16 protein-coding genes are annotated in these 18,314 nt (G+C 71.0%); 3 read left to right on the forward strand and 13 right to left on the reverse strand.

The annotated features are described in order from the left end of the window. Window positions 1–14: 14 nt before the first annotated feature. The 13 genes from HOV91_RS06005 to HOV91_RS06065 all read right to left on the reverse strand — a co-directional run bounded on the left by HOV91_RS06005 (window position 15) and on the right by HOV91_RS06065 (window position 14,770). On the reverse strand, window positions 15–905 hold the full coding sequence (locus tag HOV91_RS06005; RefSeq protein WP_174184439.1) for a ComEA family DNA-binding protein: 891 nt from the start codon (window positions 903–905) through the stop codon (window positions 15–17). Between the two features lie 845 nt (window positions 906–1,750). Next, window positions 1,751–2,236, reverse strand: a complete 486-nt coding sequence (locus tag HOV91_RS06010; protein WP_174184440.1) for a GNAT family N-acetyltransferase — start codon at window positions 2,234–2,236, stop codon at window positions 1,751–1,753. Between the two features lie 83 nt (window positions 2,237–2,319). After that, a complete protein-coding gene (locus tag HOV91_RS06015; RefSeq protein ID WP_174184441.1) occupies window positions 2,320–3,162 on the reverse strand; it encodes a DegV family protein in 843 nt (280 codons plus the stop codon). 3 nt (window positions 3,163–3,165) lie between these two features. Next, on the reverse strand, window positions 3,166–3,861 hold the full coding sequence (gene octT, locus HOV91_RS40770; RefSeq protein ID WP_174184479.1) for a diglucosylglycerate octanoyltransferase: 696 nt from the start codon (window positions 3,859–3,861) through the stop codon (window positions 3,166–3,168). A gap of 754 nt (window positions 3,862–4,615) precedes the next feature. Further along, complete coding sequence (locus HOV91_RS06025) at window positions 4,616–5,275, reverse strand: histidine phosphatase family protein (RefSeq protein ID WP_174184442.1); 660 nt, start codon at window positions 5,273–5,275, stop codon at window positions 4,616–4,618. Beyond that, the gene (gene rsfS / locus HOV91_RS06030) at window positions 5,272–5,685 is read right to left on the reverse strand and encodes a ribosome silencing factor (protein ID WP_174184443.1); all 414 of its coding nucleotides are present in this window, start codon (window positions 5,683–5,685) and stop codon (window positions 5,272–5,274) included. The genes HOV91_RS06025 and rsfS overlap by 4 nt, the downstream gene beginning before the upstream one ends. Before the next feature lie 28 nt (window positions 5,686–5,713). Continuing rightward, window positions 5,714–6,355 (reverse strand): nicotinate-nucleotide adenylyltransferase, encoded by a 642-nt coding sequence (gene nadD, locus HOV91_RS06035; RefSeq protein WP_174184444.1) that lies wholly within the window; start codon window positions 6,353–6,355, stop codon window positions 5,714–5,716. Between the two features lie 97 nt (window positions 6,356–6,452). After that, a complete protein-coding gene (locus HOV91_RS06040; protein WP_174184445.1) occupies window positions 6,453–8,846 on the reverse strand; it encodes a hypothetical protein in 2,394 nt (797 codons plus the stop codon). A gap of 2 nt (window positions 8,847–8,848) precedes the next feature. Then, window positions 8,849–10,699: an HSP90 family protein gene (locus HOV91_RS06045; protein ID WP_174184446.1), complete on the reverse strand. Its 1,851-nt coding sequence runs from the start codon at window positions 10,697–10,699 to the stop codon at window positions 8,849–8,851. A 53-nt stretch (window positions 10,700–10,752) separates the two neighbouring features. Beyond that, window positions 10,753–11,091 (reverse strand): MmcQ/YjbR family DNA-binding protein, encoded by a 339-nt coding sequence (locus HOV91_RS06050; RefSeq protein WP_174184447.1) that lies wholly within the window; start codon window positions 11,089–11,091, stop codon window positions 10,753–10,755. Window positions 11,092–11,100: 9 nt separating this feature from the next. Next, on the reverse strand, window positions 11,101–12,528 hold the full coding sequence (locus HOV91_RS06055; RefSeq protein WP_174184448.1) for a vWA domain-containing protein: 1,428 nt from the start codon (window positions 12,526–12,528) through the stop codon (window positions 11,101–11,103). Window positions 12,529–12,531: 3 nt separating this feature from the next. Beyond that, complete coding sequence (locus HOV91_RS06060) at window positions 12,532–13,413, reverse strand: AAA family ATPase (RefSeq protein ID WP_174184449.1); 882 nt, start codon at window positions 13,411–13,413, stop codon at window positions 12,532–12,534. Between the two features lie 91 nt (window positions 13,414–13,504). Further along, window positions 13,505–14,770, reverse strand: a complete 1,266-nt coding sequence (locus HOV91_RS06065) for a glutamate-5-semialdehyde dehydrogenase (protein WP_174184450.1) — start codon at window positions 14,768–14,770, stop codon at window positions 13,505–13,507. A 100-nt stretch (window positions 14,771–14,870) separates the two neighbouring features. Here HOV91_RS06065 and HOV91_RS06070 point away from each other — a divergent pair, with 100 nt between their 5' ends. The 3 genes from HOV91_RS06070 (at window position 14,871) to HOV91_RS06080 (ending at window position 18,270) form a co-directional block, all read left to right on the forward strand. Beyond that, window positions 14,871–15,749: a ribokinase gene (locus HOV91_RS06070; protein ID WP_174184451.1), complete on the forward strand. Its 879-nt coding sequence runs from the start codon at window positions 14,871–14,873 to the stop codon at window positions 15,747–15,749. Window positions 15,750–15,817: 68 nt separating this feature from the next. Next, window positions 15,818–17,188 (forward strand): type I glutamate--ammonia ligase, encoded by a 1,371-nt coding sequence (locus tag HOV91_RS06075; RefSeq protein ID WP_174184452.1) that lies wholly within the window; start codon window positions 15,818–15,820, stop codon window positions 17,186–17,188. Then, window positions 17,176–18,270, forward strand: a complete 1,095-nt coding sequence (locus HOV91_RS06080; protein WP_246349870.1) for an amidohydrolase family protein — start codon at window positions 17,176–17,178, stop codon at window positions 18,268–18,270. Before HOV91_RS06075 ends, HOV91_RS06080 begins: the two co-directional genes overlap by 13 nt. Window positions 18,271–18,314: the final 44 nt, after the last annotated feature.

Genomic DNA, 18,314 nt, shown 5'->3' on the forward strand with positions numbered 1-18,314 from the left:
CCCGGCACCGGCGGTCATACCCGCACCAGATCACGCAAGCGAGCCAGGCGGGCCGGGCCGATGCCGTCGACCTCGCCGAGTTGCTCCACGGAGGCGAAGCGCCCGTTGCTCGTCCGCCAGCTCACGATGGCGCGAGCCGTGACCGGCCCGACACCCGGCAGGGCATCGAGTTCGGCCTCGGTGGCCGTATTGAGATCGATCCGGCCCGCCGGGCTCGACGGACGACCAGGGGCGGCGGCCGACCCGGACGGTGCACGCCCACCCGCACCGATTGTGCTGCTGCCTTGCGGCTGCGCTCCCGTGCTCGGCCCGGCCGGACCGACCAGCACCTGGTCACCATCCGACAATCGCTGAGCCAGATTCAGGCCGCTGGTATCCGCGCCTTCGCTCGGGCCGCCCGCCGCGGCGAGCGCGTCGGCGACGCGCGAGCCCTCCGGCAGCCGGACCAGACCGGTGCGCTGGACCAACCCGACCACGCTGACGACCAGTTCGGCGGGCGCCGGCCCGGGCGTGCCACGTTCCTGCGGTTTTCCAGGACTGCCGACCGCCCTTGCCGACGCAGCCGCGCCGGTGGCCTCCAAGGCAGAGGTTTGCCGGACCGGCAACGGTGGCACCGTGTTCGCGATCGGGCGCTCGCGGAACACGAACACCCCGGCGATCACCATCGCGGCGAGCCCGACGAGCGCGAGCGTGCGCACCCCGCGACGGCCCGGATCGATCCGCATGCCCCGGAACCGTTCGGGCACAAGACGTTGCCGTCGACCCGGATCCTCCAGCCAGCTGGGAGACCGCACGCGACCGACATCGTCTTCGTCCTCCCGGTCGCCAGCCGGGGCGACCGGCAGCCGCAAGAGCCCCCACTTTCCCGCGTCGCCCGCACTGTCGCCGGGCAGCGGTTCACTCATCTGCGCAGCGCCATCGGAGAACCCGCTCTCAGCTGCCGACCGGCGACGCTCTTCGTCCTTCTCGGACTCGGGGGCACGGATGTCCACCTGCTCGACCTCCCGAGAGGCGGGCCACGCTTCTCCAGCCACCGGAGCGGGGCGAACGACACGCGTCGTGCCACTGGTCTTCACTCCGGATTCCGCCGCGTCCGGCGGCTTTTCGCGTAAGACCGATGGTCGTGTGACCGGGCCCGGCTGCCCCTGGCGTGGCATGGCGGCTCGGGCGTGTTGCCCGGGCCGCGATCTATCCGGCTGTCCGGTCTGCCGCTCGAAGACTCCACTCGGAGATCGCGCCGTCGCCCACTCGGCAGGTCCGCGCTCGGCCGATCCGGGCTCGACCGGCCCGTGCTCGGCCGCCCCCGGTTCGGCCGTCCACGCGCCCACACCGGCCGTTCTGCTCGCGCCGACCCGGGCGGTCAGCTCACCCAGCCGCCGTCGTACCCGCTCGCGTTCGTCCTGTCGTAACATGGCGGCGACGGTAGTGCCGCGACGTGTCGAAGGACGCGGTCCGACCAGCCGATTCGACGAACCTGTTGATAACCGCCGCGCTGTGCACAACCCCTACTCGACCAGTCGGCGACTCGGCCGAACACGCCGTGCGCTCAACATACGAACCTCCCGGATCAGGCACATCGAGAACCGGCCGGAACGTCCGGCTCCTGCCCCGATTCACACCGCCGCCACCGAGCCGGCTCCGGACCGGTTACCAACGCGAGCAAACCAACTGCATCGTGCATCGTCACAGAGAAGTGAGTGGCGCGGTCCCACCGACGACGCCGTGGAACTCCCGCGCAGCGGACCAGGCGTCACCCGAGATCCTTGGCGAAGCAGTTCGACAGGGGCAGAACCTCGTACGGCGAGAAGATCGGGATCCGGTGATAGCCGCTGCGCTTGTAGAAGCGAACGGCCTCCGGTTGCAGTTGCCCGGTTTGCAGGATCAACCGGGGGCGTCCCGCCGTGCGGGCAGCGTCCTCGGCGGCGGCGAGCAGCAACGCCGCGGCGCCCGAGCCGCGGTGCGCGGGGCGGACGAACATCCGCTTGACCTCGAGATCCTCAGCGTTCCACCGCAGAGCGGCGTGGCCGACCGGACCGTCCGAGTACGCCACGAAGGTGCTGTGCACGGTGGCCGGATCGACCACATTCGGATCGGTGGGCAGCCGCCGCGCCAAGTGGGCGTAGCGCGGCCCGACCTCGGCCGCCATCTCCGCGCGCAACGTCACCGCGTCCGGATGCTCCCAGTCGACCGAGCTCACGGTCAGCGGCGGACGAACCGGCGGCCTCGACGAACTCATGCCCCGACGCTAACCGCGCGTCCGGCGTCGCGGTCGCATTCGAATCACCGAGATTTGTTGTCCCGGCGGCGGTTCGGCGGCGTTCAGTGGCAGCCACCCGGGACGACGAGCACGCCGAGCGCTCCCACTCCGAGGTGCACCGCGAGCGCGGGCCCGAATTCGGCGACGATGAGCTCCCTGATGCCGGGGACGAGTTCCCGCAGCTGAGCCGCGATGGTATGGGCGGCGTCCTCCGCGCCGAGATGCTGCACGGCCACCGCCGCGCCGTCCTCGCCGGCCGCGTCGACCGCGGCCGCGACGAGTTTCGTGTACGCCTTGGACCGCGTGCGAACCTTCTCGCGCAGTTCCAGCCGCCCATCCACGAGGTGCAGCAGCGGCTTGGTGACCAGCTCGCTGCCGAAGAAGGTCGCCGCCGACGACAGCCGGCCACCGCGACGCAACTGTTCGGTGCGATTGACCAGGATGAACGTGCGGGCGCGCGCGGAGGCGGCGACCGCCGCGTCGTAGACGACCTCCAGCGGAGCGCCTGCCTGTGCCCGCCGCGCGGCCGCCAATGCGGGCAGCCCGGTGGCCAGCCCGGCCCCCAGCGAGTCGACCAGGCGGACCCGGTCGGCGGCGTCCATGTCGCGTACGGCCTGCCGACCGGCCTCCCACGTCCCGGACAGTCGGCGGGAGAGATGCACCGCGACCACGCCGTCGCCGCCACTGCGTTCCAGTGCCCGCTCGTAGACCTCGCGCAGCTCACCGGGCGAAGGGGCCGAGGTGGTCACGGTGTCGGAGGCGTAGTCGATGTCCACGGGGTCCACGCCTTCCCGCATCGCCCGGTCGCCGACCAGGACGTGCAGCGGGACGACGGCGATATCGAGTTCCTCGAGGTGTTCGGCAGGGAGACCGGCGGACGAATCGGTGACGACCACGACTGCCACGGACTACCGAACCTCCTGCAGGGTCTTCACCATCGCGTTGGCCACCGCCGTGTGACCATCCCAGCCCCAGTGGATGCCGTCCGGGTTCGCCTCGCCGGAGAAGATGTTCTCGCGCACTGCTTCACCCAGGTCGACCAGCGGCACCGAGGTCCGCCCCGACCAGGCGCGCAGTGCCTCGACCGCGCGTGGTCGCCCGGAGTGCACGCGCCCGTAGGCCGCGCAGTCGTGCACCGACGGCAGCACCGCTACGAACGGCAGGTCAGGGCGCAACTGCGCCAGCGCCGTGCGGGACTGTTCCAGGTAGTCGACGCTCACCTTGGGCGGAAGCGCCACCGGCCTGCCGAGTTTCGACAGCTTCGGCTGCAGCCAGTTGTAGGTGGCCCGGACGACGCGGCGCAGGGCGGGCGGCCGCACATAGCGGATCAGTTCGCGCAGCGCGGTCGGCAGCGGCGACGGCAGCGTGTCCATGCCGCCGACGGCGAAGACCACCGCGCCCGCGCGCGGCACCGCCGCCCACACCCGGGGATCGCCGATCAGCGCCCAGTAGGCGTCCCGGCAGGTCCAGCCGATCCGTGCCACCAACTCGACATCCCAGTCCAGTTCGGCGGCCACCAGATTCGGCCAGATGCGGGGATGGTCGGCGGGCAGTCCGCCCTTGGGCCCGAAATAGGACAGGGAGTCGGCGATCACCAATAGCACCGGGCGCGCGGACTCCGCTGCGGGCTCGTCGCGTACTACGGATTCCGAAGCGGAAGCGGCGGGCTCGGCTCCAGCGAGTTCGGCGTCACCGGACTCGGCCGAGTCGTTGCCGATCACGGAATCAGGAGCGGGCGAGGTTGGCGCGGCCGAAACAAGTTCGGCTCCCCTGGACACGGCGGGCTCGACACCGACGACGGATTCCGAATGGGAAACGGCGGGCTCGGCCGGAGCAAGCTCGGTTTCCCCGGATACGGCGGACCCAGGGGTCACTGTGGCGGGCTCCAGCACGGTGTCGGTCGACGGGGGCGATGTGGAAATCACGTCGGCCGCGAACTCGTCCGCCGATTCGCCGAGCGCCGCCGAGGACCCGTCCCCTACTGGCGCAACCGATTCCTCATGCGCTGCCACGGACCCGTTCGCCGCCGAGGCGACCGTTCCACCGAACGCTTCCGGCGACTCGGCGATCGTTTCCGGAGCGTCGTTCGCAGTGCCGAGGGGCGAGTTGTCACCGCCGACCTGTGGCTCCACGCCGATGACGTCCGTGACGACTTCGGCGGATCCGTCGTCCTCCGCATCGGATTCCTCGGCGGGCTCGGATGACGCGCCGGATTCCGTGGCCGACGATGGCTCGGGCGTAGCCTCGGGTTCGCGGGAGGCCGATGGCGGACCGCCGAACAAGGCGTCGGGCAACTGCCGCTCGGCTTTCGCCGACACCTTACGGAACAGTTCGTCCGGGACCGATCTGATCGGCTCTTCAGAGGACATCCGGTGCTACCTTCGCCGCTGCGTTCCACACATCCAGACGCCATCCGGGCTGTTCGATGCTCGGGCCGTGACTGCTGAGCTGCACCCAGCTGGTGTTGGCCAGTCCTCCGAGGATGGGCCAGTTCTGCGGCGGCAGGTCGAGCAGCGCGGCCGTGAGGGCGGCGATCAGCCCGCCGTGCGCCACCAGGATGATAGTCCGGCCGGGCCAGTCCTGCCGCCCGACCAGCAACTCCTGCACCACCGGCAGCGACCTCGCCCCGACCTCGAGTTTGCTCTCGCCGTTGGGCGGCGTGTAGTCCGCGTTCAGCCGCCAAGCCATGCGCGCGCCCGGATAGTCGGCGTCGACCTCCAGGTGGGTCAGACCCTCCCAGTCACCGAGGTTGGTCTCCCGCAGCCTGACGTCGGGGACGACGGTGAGCCCGGTGTGCTCGGCCAGCGCCGTCGCGGTGTCGAAGGCCCGGCGCAGGTCCGATGAGTGGATTGCGATGGCGTTGCGCGAGACCAGCTCGCGTGCCGCCTCTTTGGCCTGTCTGCGGCCGAGTTCGGTGAGATCGGTGTCGATCTGGCCCTGCATGCGGTCGGTGGCGTTCCATTCGGTTTGCCCGTGGCGCAACAGGATCAGGGTGCGCACGCCGGCATGTCTGCTCACGATCGTGCCTCGTCCTCCGTCGCCGCGGCGCGCGTCTGCGGCGCGGCCCCGGTGATGCCCTCCACCGGCACGACGGGGCAGTCCTTCCACAACCGTTCCAGCGCATAGAAATTGCGCTCGTCGCTGTGCTGGATGTGCACGACCACGTCGACGTAGTCCAGCAGCGCCCAGCGGCCTTCGCGGGTGCCCTCGCGCCGGACCGGCTTGTGCCCGGCCGCGCGCAGCTTCTCCTCCACGTTGTCGACGATGGCGTTGACCTGACGTTCGTTGGGCGCGGACGCGATCACGAAACAATCGGTGATCACCAGCTGCTCGGACACGTCGAGCACCACCACGTCGGATGCCAGCTTCTCGTCGGCGGCCCGCGCGGCCACCTGCGCGATCTCCACCGACTCGACCGACGCGGTCATCCCCGCACCTCGCTGTGCTCGCTCACGCTCAGCTACCTTCCGCTGCTCCGGGCACATACAGGTGCCGCTTCGATATGTACTGCACCACGCCGTCGGGGACGAGGTACCACACCGGCCGGTTCTCGGCGGCGCGGCGACGGCATTCGCTCGACGAGATCGCCAGTGCCGGGATCTCGATCATGGTCACCGCATCGGACGGAAGATCCCGCAGATGCTCCTCGAGATGATCGATGTTCAGCTCGTACCCCGGACGGCTCACCCCGACGAACTTCGCCAGTTCGAACAGTTCCGCCCAATCCTGCCATGTGAGGATGCTGGCCAATGCGTCCGCACCGGTGATGAAGTACAGCTCGGCGCCGGGATACTGCGATCGCATCTCGCGCAGCGTGTCGACGGTGTAGGTGACCTTGCCGCGGTCGATGTCCGCGCGGCTCACCGAGAACCGGGGGTTGGACGCGGTCGCGATGACGGTCATCAGGTACCGGTCCTCGGCGGGGCTGACCTGCTTGTGCGATTTCTGCCACGGCTCCCCGGTGGGGACGAATATCACTTCGTCCAGGTCGAACCGGTGGGCGACCTCGCTGGCGGCGACCAGGTGCCCGTGGTGGATGGGGTCGAACGTGCCGCCCATCACCCCGAGCTTGCGGCCGCGCCGACCTCTCTCGTGCATGACTGCCGAGCTTAACGGGTCGCGTCCAGCCCGCACGGGCCGGTTGAGCGGGGCGGGCGCCGATCTGGTGACACCCGCCCGCACTCCGGCGCCGCGTTCAGGCGCTGGTCTCCGTCACGCCGCCGATCTCCAGCATCCGGGCCAGTTGTGCGCGGGTGTGCGCGAGTTCCTCGGCCGCCTCGGCCGACCGGTCGGCCAGCGCGGCCAGTTCGGCGGTCAGCGCCCGCATCGACGGGAGCCAGTGCCCGGGATCGGCTCCGGCGGACACCTGGAGCCAGGCCGCCGACCGCAGGCAGCGCGCCCGCGCCGCCACCTCGCCCAGCCGGGCCGACAGCTCGGCCGCCCGGTGGTAGGCCGCCACCGCCTCCTGGTCCCGCCCGCAGCGCTCGAGCGCGGTGGCGGCCGACCACGCGAGGTCGGCGTGCAGATCGGTTCGCTCCGGGACGCGCTCGACCAGCCGGGCACCTTCGAGGAACTGATGCGCGGCCTCGCGGTGCCGGTCCAGCGCGAGCAAGGACCGGCCGAACTGCGCGCGCACCGCCGCCAGTTCACCGGACGGATACGGGAGAGCCCCGCTGACCAACGCCTGCTCGAACAGGGCGACGGCTTCGCCGTGGCGCTCGGCGCGGTGGAACGCGCGCGCGGCGACGACGGTGTGATGCAGCATGTCCGGTTCGGACAGCCCTTCCCAGCGCGCGGCGGCGCGCACCGCGGCGTCGGCCAGATCGAGCTCGCGGTCCGGCTGACCGGCGACGGCGATGACCAGCTGCGCGCCCAGCCGGGCGGCCTCCTCCCCGGTCAGCACCGGCGTGCCGAGCACCAGCGCTTCGCGCAGATACGCTTCCGCTTCCTCGGGTGTATCGGCGAGCCGGGCGGCGCCGAGTTCGGACAACCTGCGCACCTCAGCGGCCCGGTCACCGGAGAAGTCGTCGACCGCCGCACCGGCGACCGGATCGCTGCCTGCACCGGGCAACATGCCGTCTTCGGCCCCTCCAACGACCGGACCATTCCCCGCGTGAACCGACACGCCGCCGTCAGCCGTCGAACCGGCGTCCGGAACGCTTCCGGCGCGGGGCGCCCCCCTCCTGGCCTCGGCCGCCTCACCAGCGGCCGGACCACTCCCGGCACGAGGCAACACGCGGCCGTCGGTCATCGAACCGGTGTCCGGAACGCTGCCTGCGCGAGGCACCATGTTCTCCTCGGCCGCCTCACCAGCGACCGGTCCGCTTCCGGCGCGGAGCGACATGCTGTCGTCGACCACCCCATCCGCGACTGGACCACTCGCGACACGGGGCAACACGCGGCCGTCAGCCGTCGAACCGGCGTCCGGAACGCTTCCGGCGTGAGGCGGCGAGCTGTCCTCGGCCACCCCATCCGCGACCGGACCACTCCCCAGGCGGGGCAGCGTGCTGCGGACGCCGAGCGGCAGCCGGTCCAGCAGCGGCGTGGCGGCGAGCCGGGCGGCGGTGCGCAGGCTCACCGCGTTGTTGCCGTTGCGGGCGTCGTAGCGTGCGCACAGCGCGCCGATCTCGACCTCCAGCTCCGCACGCACCGATTCCACTGTTCCGTCCGCCAAGGGGAGCTCGCCCAGCCGCAGGGTCACCAACCTGCGCAGCAGCACGCACACGCCGGTCGCGAACGCCAGCCGCGCGCCCGCGTCGGCGGCGGAATCGGCGAGCCAGCTCGCGTGTTCGGCGAGGATCTCCAACCCGCGCGCCTCGTTGCCGGTCAGCGCGCAGAATTCCAGGTGCAGCGCGACCGACGGACGCAGGTCCTCGGTGTGCCGGACCAGCGGGTACCCGGTCAAGTGGGCGTCGCGAGCGGCGGCGACGCGACCGGTGCGCACCAGCGGAAGCAATGCCTCGGCCAGCACGCGGTGGGGTTCTTCGGCGCAGGTGCGCTCGCCGTCGAGCACGGGTCGCCAGTGCGCCAGCCCGGCTTCGTCGTCGCCCAGATAGACGCTCGTCACGCCCCATTCGCTGCGCTCGCAGGCCTCGCAGTCGGACATGCGGTCGCGCGCGGCGGCCATCGCGGCCTCCAGCCACGTGGCGGCGGCCGCGGTGTCACCGGTCTTGCGGGCGAACTCGGAACGCAGCGCCAGCACCGGGCGCGGACTGTAGCCGCGCTGCCGATACCGGCTCTCCAGCTCGCCGAACCAGCGATCGATCGTGGCCAGCGGGATCGACGGGTTGTCGATCATCCCCCAGGTCATCCATTTCAGGTACCAGTGCACCATGTACGTCATCGCGCCCAGTTCGGCGGGGTGATCGTCGTAGATGCGCAGCAATCTGCCGTACGCGACGGGGACCAGATCGCGTTCGCCCGCGTAGGTGTAGGACCGCGCCAGTTCCAGCAGCACCCTGCCTTCGAGCGCCCGATCCGATCCCGCCTTCGCGGCGGTGGCCAGGCTCTCCAGTCGCTCGGTCCGGGTCCGGCCGTGCGGCAGCGCGCAGACCTTCGTCAGCGCCGTGCCGATCGCGGTGGCGTCCACAGTCACTCCGTCTCTTCGCCGCGGCCCGCGGCGCGTTGCGTGGCCCAGCCGAGCAGTTCGCCGAAGGCACGGTTGAGCAGTGCCGTGTCGGCCGCGCTCAGCGGACGATGCGTCATCAGCAGGGCTTGCCCGTACAGCGATTCCACGGCCGTCTTCAGCAAGCCCGGATCGCCGATGCGGGCCAGTCTGCGCACGACCGGGCTGTGGTGGTTGAGCACCAGTTGCGCGCGCGGCGTGCCGACGGCCAAGGCGCCGAGGATCTCGGTCCACAGCTCGTCGGCGCCCTCGGCGGTCTGCGCCCTGGCGCGTTCGTTGCGTGCGGCGCGGCCGTCGAGGTAGAGAGCGGGCACCGAGACCGGGTGAAAAGCGCGCAGGATCACGTCACAGGACAGCGGGTCGAGCGCGGTGCGCGCCACGCCGAGCACCGGCACCAGGGCCAGTTCCTCGCCCGGGTCGACCGGGTCGAGCGCCGCGGTGATCGCGTCGGCGTCCAGTTCCACCACCTCGACGCCCGGCAGCAGCCGGGGCAGCTGCGCGACCAGCTCGCGGTCGTAGGCGTAGCCGCCGTTCACCACGCCGATCCCCTGCGCGGCAGCGGTCGCGGCCACCTGACGGAACTCCTCGACCGTCGCGGTCATCCGCACGGTGCGGTGACCACGGGCGAACTCGGTGAGCGGCACCCGCCCGTCGGTGGTCTCGAAGTGCAGGTGCGGCAACATGATCCGCAACAGGTCGAGGGAGTGCCTGGCCATCGCCTTCACCCCGAGCGCGTGCACGGACAGGAACGCGGCCAGCCGCTGCGGCTGTTCGGCGGCGATCTCGGTGAGCCAGTCCCGGATTCGGTCGCCGAGCACCTCCCGGACCACGGCGAGCCGTTCGTCCTCGTAGAGTCCCTCCCGCGACGCGGTGGGACGCAGCGTGTCGGTGTCGAGCACACAGCGCACGAAGAACGCCCAGTCCGGCAGCACGCCGCGCACCGCGTCACCCAGCAGCATCCCCTTCAGATACACCCGATGCGCACTGCTCTCCGACGGGTTCCCCGGCTGGGACAGCACATACGCCACGCCGCTCACACCGGCCGGACCGGCGTCCAGTTCGATCACGTCGAGTGGAGGAAAGCCCAGCGTGCGGTGGCCGTAGTCGAGCAGGGCGACCCGGCGCTCGGCCTGCGTCGGATATGCCCGACGCCAGACCGGAACGCCGTCGGTGACCGTCGTCACTGCGCCGTCCGCCTCCACCGTCACCTCGTAGGGCAGCAGCGACCCGAACTCACGCGCCAGATCGATCACCCGCTGCGGCTGGAACCACGCCTGGGCTCCCCCGCGCGGAGCCAGCCACACCGTGGTACCCGGCTCGGGATGCGCACTCGGGTCGAGCGAGCGCACCGAGTACGTGCCGTCGGCGGCGGCCAGCCACTCGACGGGCGGTGCGGCCGGGTCGGTGGCCGTTCTGGTGACCACCCGGATGGTCTCGGCGACGGTGAAACAAGCCAGCAGTCCGATCCCGAACTGTCCGAGGAACTCCCGGCGTGCGCCTTCGATCTCGTCACGCTTGGCGGAACGGCCGATGGTGGCGAGGAACCGGTGCACGTCCTGCTCGGTCAAGCCGACACCGGGATCGCTGAGCCGCAGGCCGGACCGGTCCACGGTGAGCCGGATCGCGGTGGGCCCACCCGGTTCCAGCAGGGTGCGCGCGGTGACCGCGTCCACGGCGTTCTGCAACAGCTCGCGCAGATAGACCCGCGGGCTCGAGTAGAGGTGATGCGAGAGCAGATCGACTATCCCGCGCAGATCGACCTGGAACGAATAGTTGTTGTGCGCCGCCGCCGAATCGCGCGGCGTTCTGTTCACCATGGCTGCCGATCTTTTCGGCGCGCGCCAAAGGTTCCCTTAACGAAGGCTTTCGGTCAGGTGGGACGCTTGGACTTCGGCAGTTTGCGCACGATGGCGTCGTAGGAGAGATCGACCAGCTCGTACAGTTCGTTATCCGGGACGGCGCCCGCGAGCTGGATGACGTTCCAGCCATATCGCCCGATGTACGCCGACGCCGTCACGTCGTCCGGGTACACCCGGACCAGTTCGTCGGCCTCCTCGCGGGAGCCTCCGCATTTGAGGCCGACCGAGGTGGCGCCGAGGAACGCGAAGATCTTGTCGCCCACCTTGGCGACGACGTCGCCCTCCCACGGCTCGTCCTGCCAGGCGCCCGGCTTGGCCAGGCAATAGCTCAGCAGCGCGGCGTCGTCCATGCTCTTCTCCTACACCGGCAGCAGCCGGGACACGACCGCGGTGAGCTGTTTGGCCGAGCGGCATTCGTGCATCTCGATGACCTCGCCGTACCTGTCCGCGGCGGAATCGCCGGAGCCCCACTGGTCGCGCCGTTCCGGATTGAGCCAGTGCGCGTGCTTGGCGACCTCGACCAGCGACCCGAGGGTGGCCAGTCGCGGGTCGCGGTAGTTCGTGCGGGCGTCGCCGAGGATGAGCAGCGACGTGCGGCTGGTGACGGCGTCCGGGAAGTCCCTGGCGAATCCGGCCAGCGCGTTGCCGTAGTCGGAGTGCCCGTCCGGCCCCGCGACATTAGCCTCGGTGAAGATCCTGGTCATGGCGTCCTCGAGCTGGGTGTGCGGATCGAAGAACCGGGTCACCTCGTCGACCTGGTCGACGAACGCGAAGATCCGCACCCGGGAGAACTGCTCGCGCAGCGCGCTCACCAGCAGCAGCGTGAAGTTGCTGAAACCGGCCACCGAGCCGGAGACGTCGCACAGCAGCACCAGGTCAGGGCGGCCGGGCCGCGGCTTACGGTTCACCAGATCGATCGGCACCCCGCCGGTCGACATGGATTTGCGCAGGGTGCGGCGCAGGTCGATCTCACCGCGGCGGGCGTGCCTGCGTCGCGCGGCCAAACGCGAAGCCAGGATGCGGGCCAGCCGCTGGACGCCCCGTTTGAGTTCGGCGAGTTCGGCTTGGGACGCGCGCAGGAAGTCGACCTCTTCGGCCTGGCGGGTGACGCTGTAGCTCGCCACCCGCTCGCGGCCGAACCGTTCGGTGGCGCGCCGCCTGGTCTCCGCCTCGACGGAGGCCGTGAAACCGGCGATCCGCTGCCGTGCCGCGCGGCGAGCGACCTCCATGTCGAAATCGCTGGTGTCGGGCCCGAGGGACAATCCGGCGAGAATCTTCGCCAGCAGGGTGTGCGGCTGCACCTCTTTCAGCGCTTTGTACGCCGAGAACGACGAGCCGCTGGCGGATTGGTACCGGCCGAGGCGCTCGACCAGTTGCGCGGCCAGCGCCTCCAACTGCTGGGTCGCCGCGTCTTGCGTGAGCAGTTGCGCGAGCAGTTCGCGCAGGGCCGGGATGTCGACCTCACCGGCGGGCGTGCGGGGAATCTCGATCGCGTCCTCGGCCGCCGTGCGTTCGCCGAGCGCGACCGGGAACCACAGGTCGAACAGCACGTCGAAGATCGCGCGGTGGGTGGTGCGCCGCAGCAGGGCGCAAGCCAGACCCTCGCGCAGGACCTCGCGGTCCATCAGGTCGAGCACGGTCACCACGCGGCCCGCGTCCACCGTCTCCGAAGGCCCGACCGGTATCCCGCGCGCTCGCAACGCCTCCACGAAACCGACCAGATGCCCCGGCAACCCGTGCGGCGCGCTCAGGTGCGCGGCCTCCGCGGGGACCGATCCCGCCGCCATGGCTCAGGCCAGCTTCAGTTCGGCCAGCGCGCGCTGGTGGTCGCTCTGGTGTTTGAGCACGACGCCGAGGGTGGCGCGCACGGTGGTGTCGTCCAGGTCGCGCAGGCCGAGGGCGAGCAGTGTGCGGCCCCAGTCGATCGACTCCGCGACCGAGGGGAGCTTCTTCAGCTGCATGCCGCGCAGCACGTGCACGATCCGCACCAGCTGCGCGGCGACCGCCGCGGACAGCTCGGGCACCCGGCTGGCCAGGATGCGCCGCTCCAGTTCCTCGTCCGGGAAGTCCAGGTGCAGGTAGAGGCAGCGGCGCTTGAGCGCCTCGGACAGCTCGCGGGTGGCGTTCGAGGTGAGCACGACGAACGGCTTGCGGCTGGCGGTGATGGTGCCCAGTTCCGGCACCGTCACCGCGAAATCACTGAGCACCTCGAGCAGCAAGCCTTCGATCTCGACGTCGGCCTTGTCGGTCTCATCGATCAGCAGCACCGTGGGATCGGCCCGCCGGATCGCGGTGAGCAGCGGACGCGAGAGCAAGAACTCCTCGGTGAAGACATCGGCCTTCGTCTCCTCCCAGTCGTTCTCGCTGGAAGCCTGGATCCGCAGAATCTGCTTGGCGTGGTTCCACTCGTACAGCGCGCGGGCCTCGTCGACGCCCTCGTAGCACTGCAATCGCACCAGCTCCGCGCCCGAGGTCTGCGCGACCGCGCGCGCCAGCTCGGTCTTGCCCACCCCGGCCGGTCCCTCGATCAGCAGCGGCTTGCCCAGCCGATCGGCGAGGAACACCGACGTGGCGGTGGCCTTGTCCGCCAGGTAGCCCGTGCTCGCCAACCGCTCGATCACGTCGTCCACCGACGCGAAGACCGGTTCCTGTACTGCGCTCTCCGACACCACCCGGCACCTTCCTTCCGAACCACTCCCCACGCTACGGCAGCGCGGCGCCCGCGCCGACTCGGCGTCGGTCGCGACCGCGCCCCGGCCCGGGTCAGACCGGCCGGATCTGGCCTTCGCCCCAGACGATCCACTTGGTGGACGTCAGTTCCGGCAGGGCCATCGGGCCGCGCGCGTGCAGCTTCTGGGTGGAGATGCCGATCTCGGCGCCGAAGCCGAACTGCTCGCCGTCGGTGAACGCGGTGGAGGCGTTCACCATCACCGCGGCGGCGTCGACCCGGCTGGTGAACTCCCGCGCCGCGGCGAGGTCGCCGGTGACGATGGCCTCGGTGTGGCCGGTGCCCCAGGTGTTGATGTGCTCCACCGCCGCGTCCAGGCCGTCGACCACTTTGAGCGCGATGTCCAGCGTGAGGTACTCCTCGCCCCAGTCGGCGTCGGTGGCCGGGACCTGGCCGGGCAGGTCGCCGTGGATGGTGACGCCGTGCCGCTGCAGCGCTTCGGTCAGCCGCGGGACCGCGGTGTCGGCCAGTGCGGCGTCGATCAGCACGGTCTCGGCCGCGTTGCACACGCTGGGACGACGGGTCTTGGCGTTGATCAGGATCTGCTCGGCCATGTCCAGGTCCGCGGCGGCGTGCACGTAGACGTGGCAGTTGCCGGTGCCGGTCTCGATGGTCGGCACCTGCGCGTCGCGGACCACCGCGTTGATCAACCCGGCGCCACCGCGCGGAATGACCACGTCGACCAGGCCGCGGGCCTGGATCAGATGGGTGACGCTGGAACGGTCCCCGCTCGGCAGCAGTTGCACGGCGTCGGCCGGGATGTCTTGCGCGGCAAGCGATTCGCGCAGCACCGCGACGAGCTCGGCGTTGGACCGGGCGGCCGAGGACGAGCCGCGCAGCAAGGCGGCGTTACCGGACTTGAGCGCGAGACCGAACGCGTCGACGGTGACGTTGGGCCGGGCCTCGTACACCATGCCGACCACGCCGAGCGGGACGCGCACCTGTTTGATCTCCAGACCGTTCGGCAGGGTGGAGCCGCGGACCACCACGCCGACCGGGTCGGGCAGCCCGGCCACCTGCCGCAATCCGGACGCGATGCCGTCGACGCGGGCCTTGGTCAGCCGCAAACGGTCCAGCAGCGATTCCGGGGTGCCCGCCGCCTGTGCCGCGGCGATGTCCTCGGCGTTGGCGGCGAGAATCCGCTCGGCGGCGGTCAGCAGGGCGTCGGCGGCGGCGTGCAGGGCGTCGTTCTTCTGCGCGGTCGTCAGCTGGGCCAGCACCCGCGACGCGACCCTGGCCTTGTGCGCGGCCTCGTGCACGACCTCGCGAACATCCGGCTGGGTGGTCGTTCCTACCGTCATGTGCTACAGCCTACGCACCCGGTTCGGCGCCGAATCCACCCGCTGGGCGGGGCGGCGGCGGTGCGTGCGGGCGGCAGGCCCGGGGACTACCGTCCGGCACATGACGGCCGAATGGGACGCCCCCGCGATCGTGGTGCTCGGCAGCATCAACATGGACTTGGTGACCACGACCGGACGCAGGCCGGTCCCCGGGGAAACGGTGCTGGGCACCGGCTTCGCGATGGTGCCGGGCGGAAAGGGCGCGAATCAAGCCATAGCGGCGCAGCGCGCGGGTGGCGATGCGCGTTTTCTGGGAGCGATCGGCACGGACGTCTTCGCCGCCGAACTGCGCAGGACACTCACCGATGCGGGGGTGTCGACCGACCGGCTGCGCACCGTCGCCGGGCCGAGCGGCGTCGCCACGATCGTGGTCGACGGCGGCGGCGAGAACAGCATCATCGTCGTCGGCGGCGCCAACGCGCGGATGACCGACCTGACCGAGCACGACCTGGCGGCCATCGCGGCGGCCGACATCCTGTTGTGCCAGTTGGAGATTCCGGTCGGCACCGTGGCCGCCGCGGCGCGCCACGCCCGGGCCAACGGCACGACTGTCCTGCTGAACCCCTCACCGGTCCGCCGCCTGCCCGCCGAACTGTGGGCCGATGTCGATGTGGCCGTGGTGAATTCGGGCGAGGCCGAGCGGCTGGGCGCGGACCTCGATTCGGTCGCGCACCTGGTGATCACCCGCGGCGCGACCGGCGCGGACTATCGCGGGCCCGGCGATGCGCGGCTGTCCCGGCCCAGCCCGCGAGTGGATGTCGTGGACACCACGGGTGCGGGCGACGCGTTCACCGGCGCACTGGCCGCCGCCTGGCATCGCGGGCCGGAATGGGCGCTGACCTGGGCGTGCGCTGCCGGAGCGCTGGCCACCACCAGGCTCGGAGCGAGCAGTTCGATCCCCACCCGCGAGGAGATCACCGCCGCGTTGTCCGCCGAGTAGCGCCGCGCGCCGACCCGGCTGCCGGTGCGTCCGAGCCGATAACGTGGGGGCGCCGATATCGTGGGGGCATGGCCACCACGCCGGATCGCATTCCCGCCGACGGCGACACCGCCCTGACCGACAAGCTGGACGCGGCCATGGTCGCGCTGAGCTTCGTCGACAACGCGGGCATCACGCGGGTGAAGGCGGTGCCGAAGCAACGGCTGGACCTCGCGTCCTGGTACGGCGTCGGCGTGTCCCCGTGCTTCGAGACCTTCGCCTTCGACGACCTGATGGCGGTCGGGCGCTATCTCGGTGGTCCCGACGGGGATCTGCGGCTGATCCCCGATCTGACCATGCTGACCGAACTGGCCTGCCAGCCCGGCTGGGCATGGGCGCCCACCGACAAGTACACCCAGGACGGCACCCGCTTCGCCGCCTGCCAGCGCCATTTCGCGGCGCGCCAGGCGGACGCGGCACAGGCGGCGGGGCTGGGAATATCCATGGCATTCGAGACCGAATGGTCCGTGGGCCGGGCCGACGACACCGACGGCTTCACCCCCGCGATCCACGGCCCCGCTTACGGCATGGTGCGACTCGGCCAGGTCGCCGAGTACGCCGCGGACCTGGTCGCGGTGCTGGAACGGCAGGGCATCACCGTCAACCAGTTCCATCCGGAATACGCACTCGGCCAACTGGAATTGTCGGTCGAGCCCGCCGAGCCGGTCACCGCCGCGGACGAGGCCGTGCTGGTCCGGCACACGATCCGGCAGGTGAGCGCGCGGCACGGCTGGCGGGCGCTGCTGGCGCCGTGCATCGAACCCGGCGGCACCGGCTCCGGCGCGCATCTGCACCTGTCGGTGCACGACGAGCAGGGGCCGCTGTTCGCCCACGGTGACGGTCCGCACGGGATGCGGCGGACCGGCGAGGCGTTTCTCGCCGGAATCCTGCGCGAACTCCCCGCTCTGGTCGCGGTCGGCGCGGGCAATCCCGTGAGCTTCCTGCGGTTGGAGCCCTCACGCTGGGCCGGCGTGTGGCAGTGCTGGGGTCGCGAGACCAGAGAAGCCGCGCTGCGCTTCGTCACCGGAGTGCGCGGCACCGAGGGCTGGGCGGCCAATGCCGAGATCAAGTGCTTCGACGCGACCGGAAATCCGTACCTGATCGTCGGCTCGGTGATCGCCGCCGGACTCGCCGGGGTGACCGAACATCTGCGCCTTCCGCTCGAAATCACCGGGGACCCGGTGACTTTCGACGCCGAAGCGCTCATGATGTCGGATGTGCGCCGACTGCCGACCACACCGACCGAAGCCGCCGATCGGCTCGCCGCCTCCGGGCCGCTCGCCGAAGCGATGGGCGCCGAACTACACGACGCGCTGCTCACCGTGCGGCGCGCGGAAGCCGAGCGGTACGCCGAGGCGAGCGCCGAAGAACTCGTCGCGCTGACGCGTTGGCGGTTCTGACCGTGCTCACCGACGGTGTTCCGCTCACCGACCACCACTGTCACGGCGTCGCCACCGAGGCGCTCGACCGGCCCGGCTTCGAGCGCTTGCTCGGCGAAGGCGCGCACGGAAGCTTCGATTCCGCCCTCGGGCTCGCGGTGCGCCGCTGGTGCGCCCCGGCACTCGACCTGCCCGCCCAGGTGAGCCCGGACGTCTACCTCCGGCACCGCGCCCGGCTCGGGGCGCGCGAGGTCGCCGTGCGGCTGTTACGCGCGACCGGCGTGACCCGATGGTTCCTGGATACCGGGATCGGCGGCGGCACAGCGGATTTCGCCGGTCTGGTGGACGGCGAAGTGCGGGAGGTCGTCCGGCTGGAGGAAGTGGCCGAGCGAGTCGTCGCGCAGGTCGGCGCGGTGTCCGGGGTATACGAGCGGATCGAGGCGGAGCTGCGGGCGCGGGCCGCCCATGCCGTGGGGCTGAAGACGATCGTCGCCTACCGGTGCGGTCTGGACTTTCCGCTGCGCGATCATCCGCCGACCAGTTTCGCGCCCGAGCATCGGCTCACCGATCCGCAGGTACTCGGCTGGCTGGTCGGCCTCGGCGCGCGGATCGGCGCCGAGTTCGGCATTCCTTTGCAATTCCACACCGGGTTCGGCGACCCCGATCTGCGCCTGCGGCGCGGCGATCCGGCGCTGCTCACCGATTTCCTGCGCCGGACCGCAGGCACCGGCCTGTCGGTGCTGCTGCTGCACTGCTGGCCCTTCCATCGCCACGCGGCCTACCTCGCGCACGTCTTCGATCACGTCCACCTGGATCTCGGCCTCACCATCCCGTACGTCGGACAGCGCGCGGGCGCCGTGCTCGCCGAGACGCTGGAACTCGCTCCGTTCCGGGCGCTGTGCTACTCCTCGGACGGTTACGGACTTCCGGAGCTGCACTATCTCGGCGCCCTGCTGTGGCGGCGCGGGCTCGGCAAGCTGATCGACGAGTGGATCGCCGACGACGCGATCACCACCGCCGACGCCGAAGGGCTGGTCGCGGCCATCGCCCACGGCAATGCGGAGCGCGTCTACCGCGCCGCGCTCGCCCCGACCGGCCGCTGACATCCCGGCATTCCGACCGGTTCGATATTCGGGTGCGCCGGGGG

This window comes from Nocardia barduliensis (genome assembly GCF_013315795.1).
GTDB classification, from domain to species: Bacteria; Actinomycetota; Actinomycetes; order Mycobacteriales; family Mycobacteriaceae; genus Nocardia; species Nocardia barduliensis.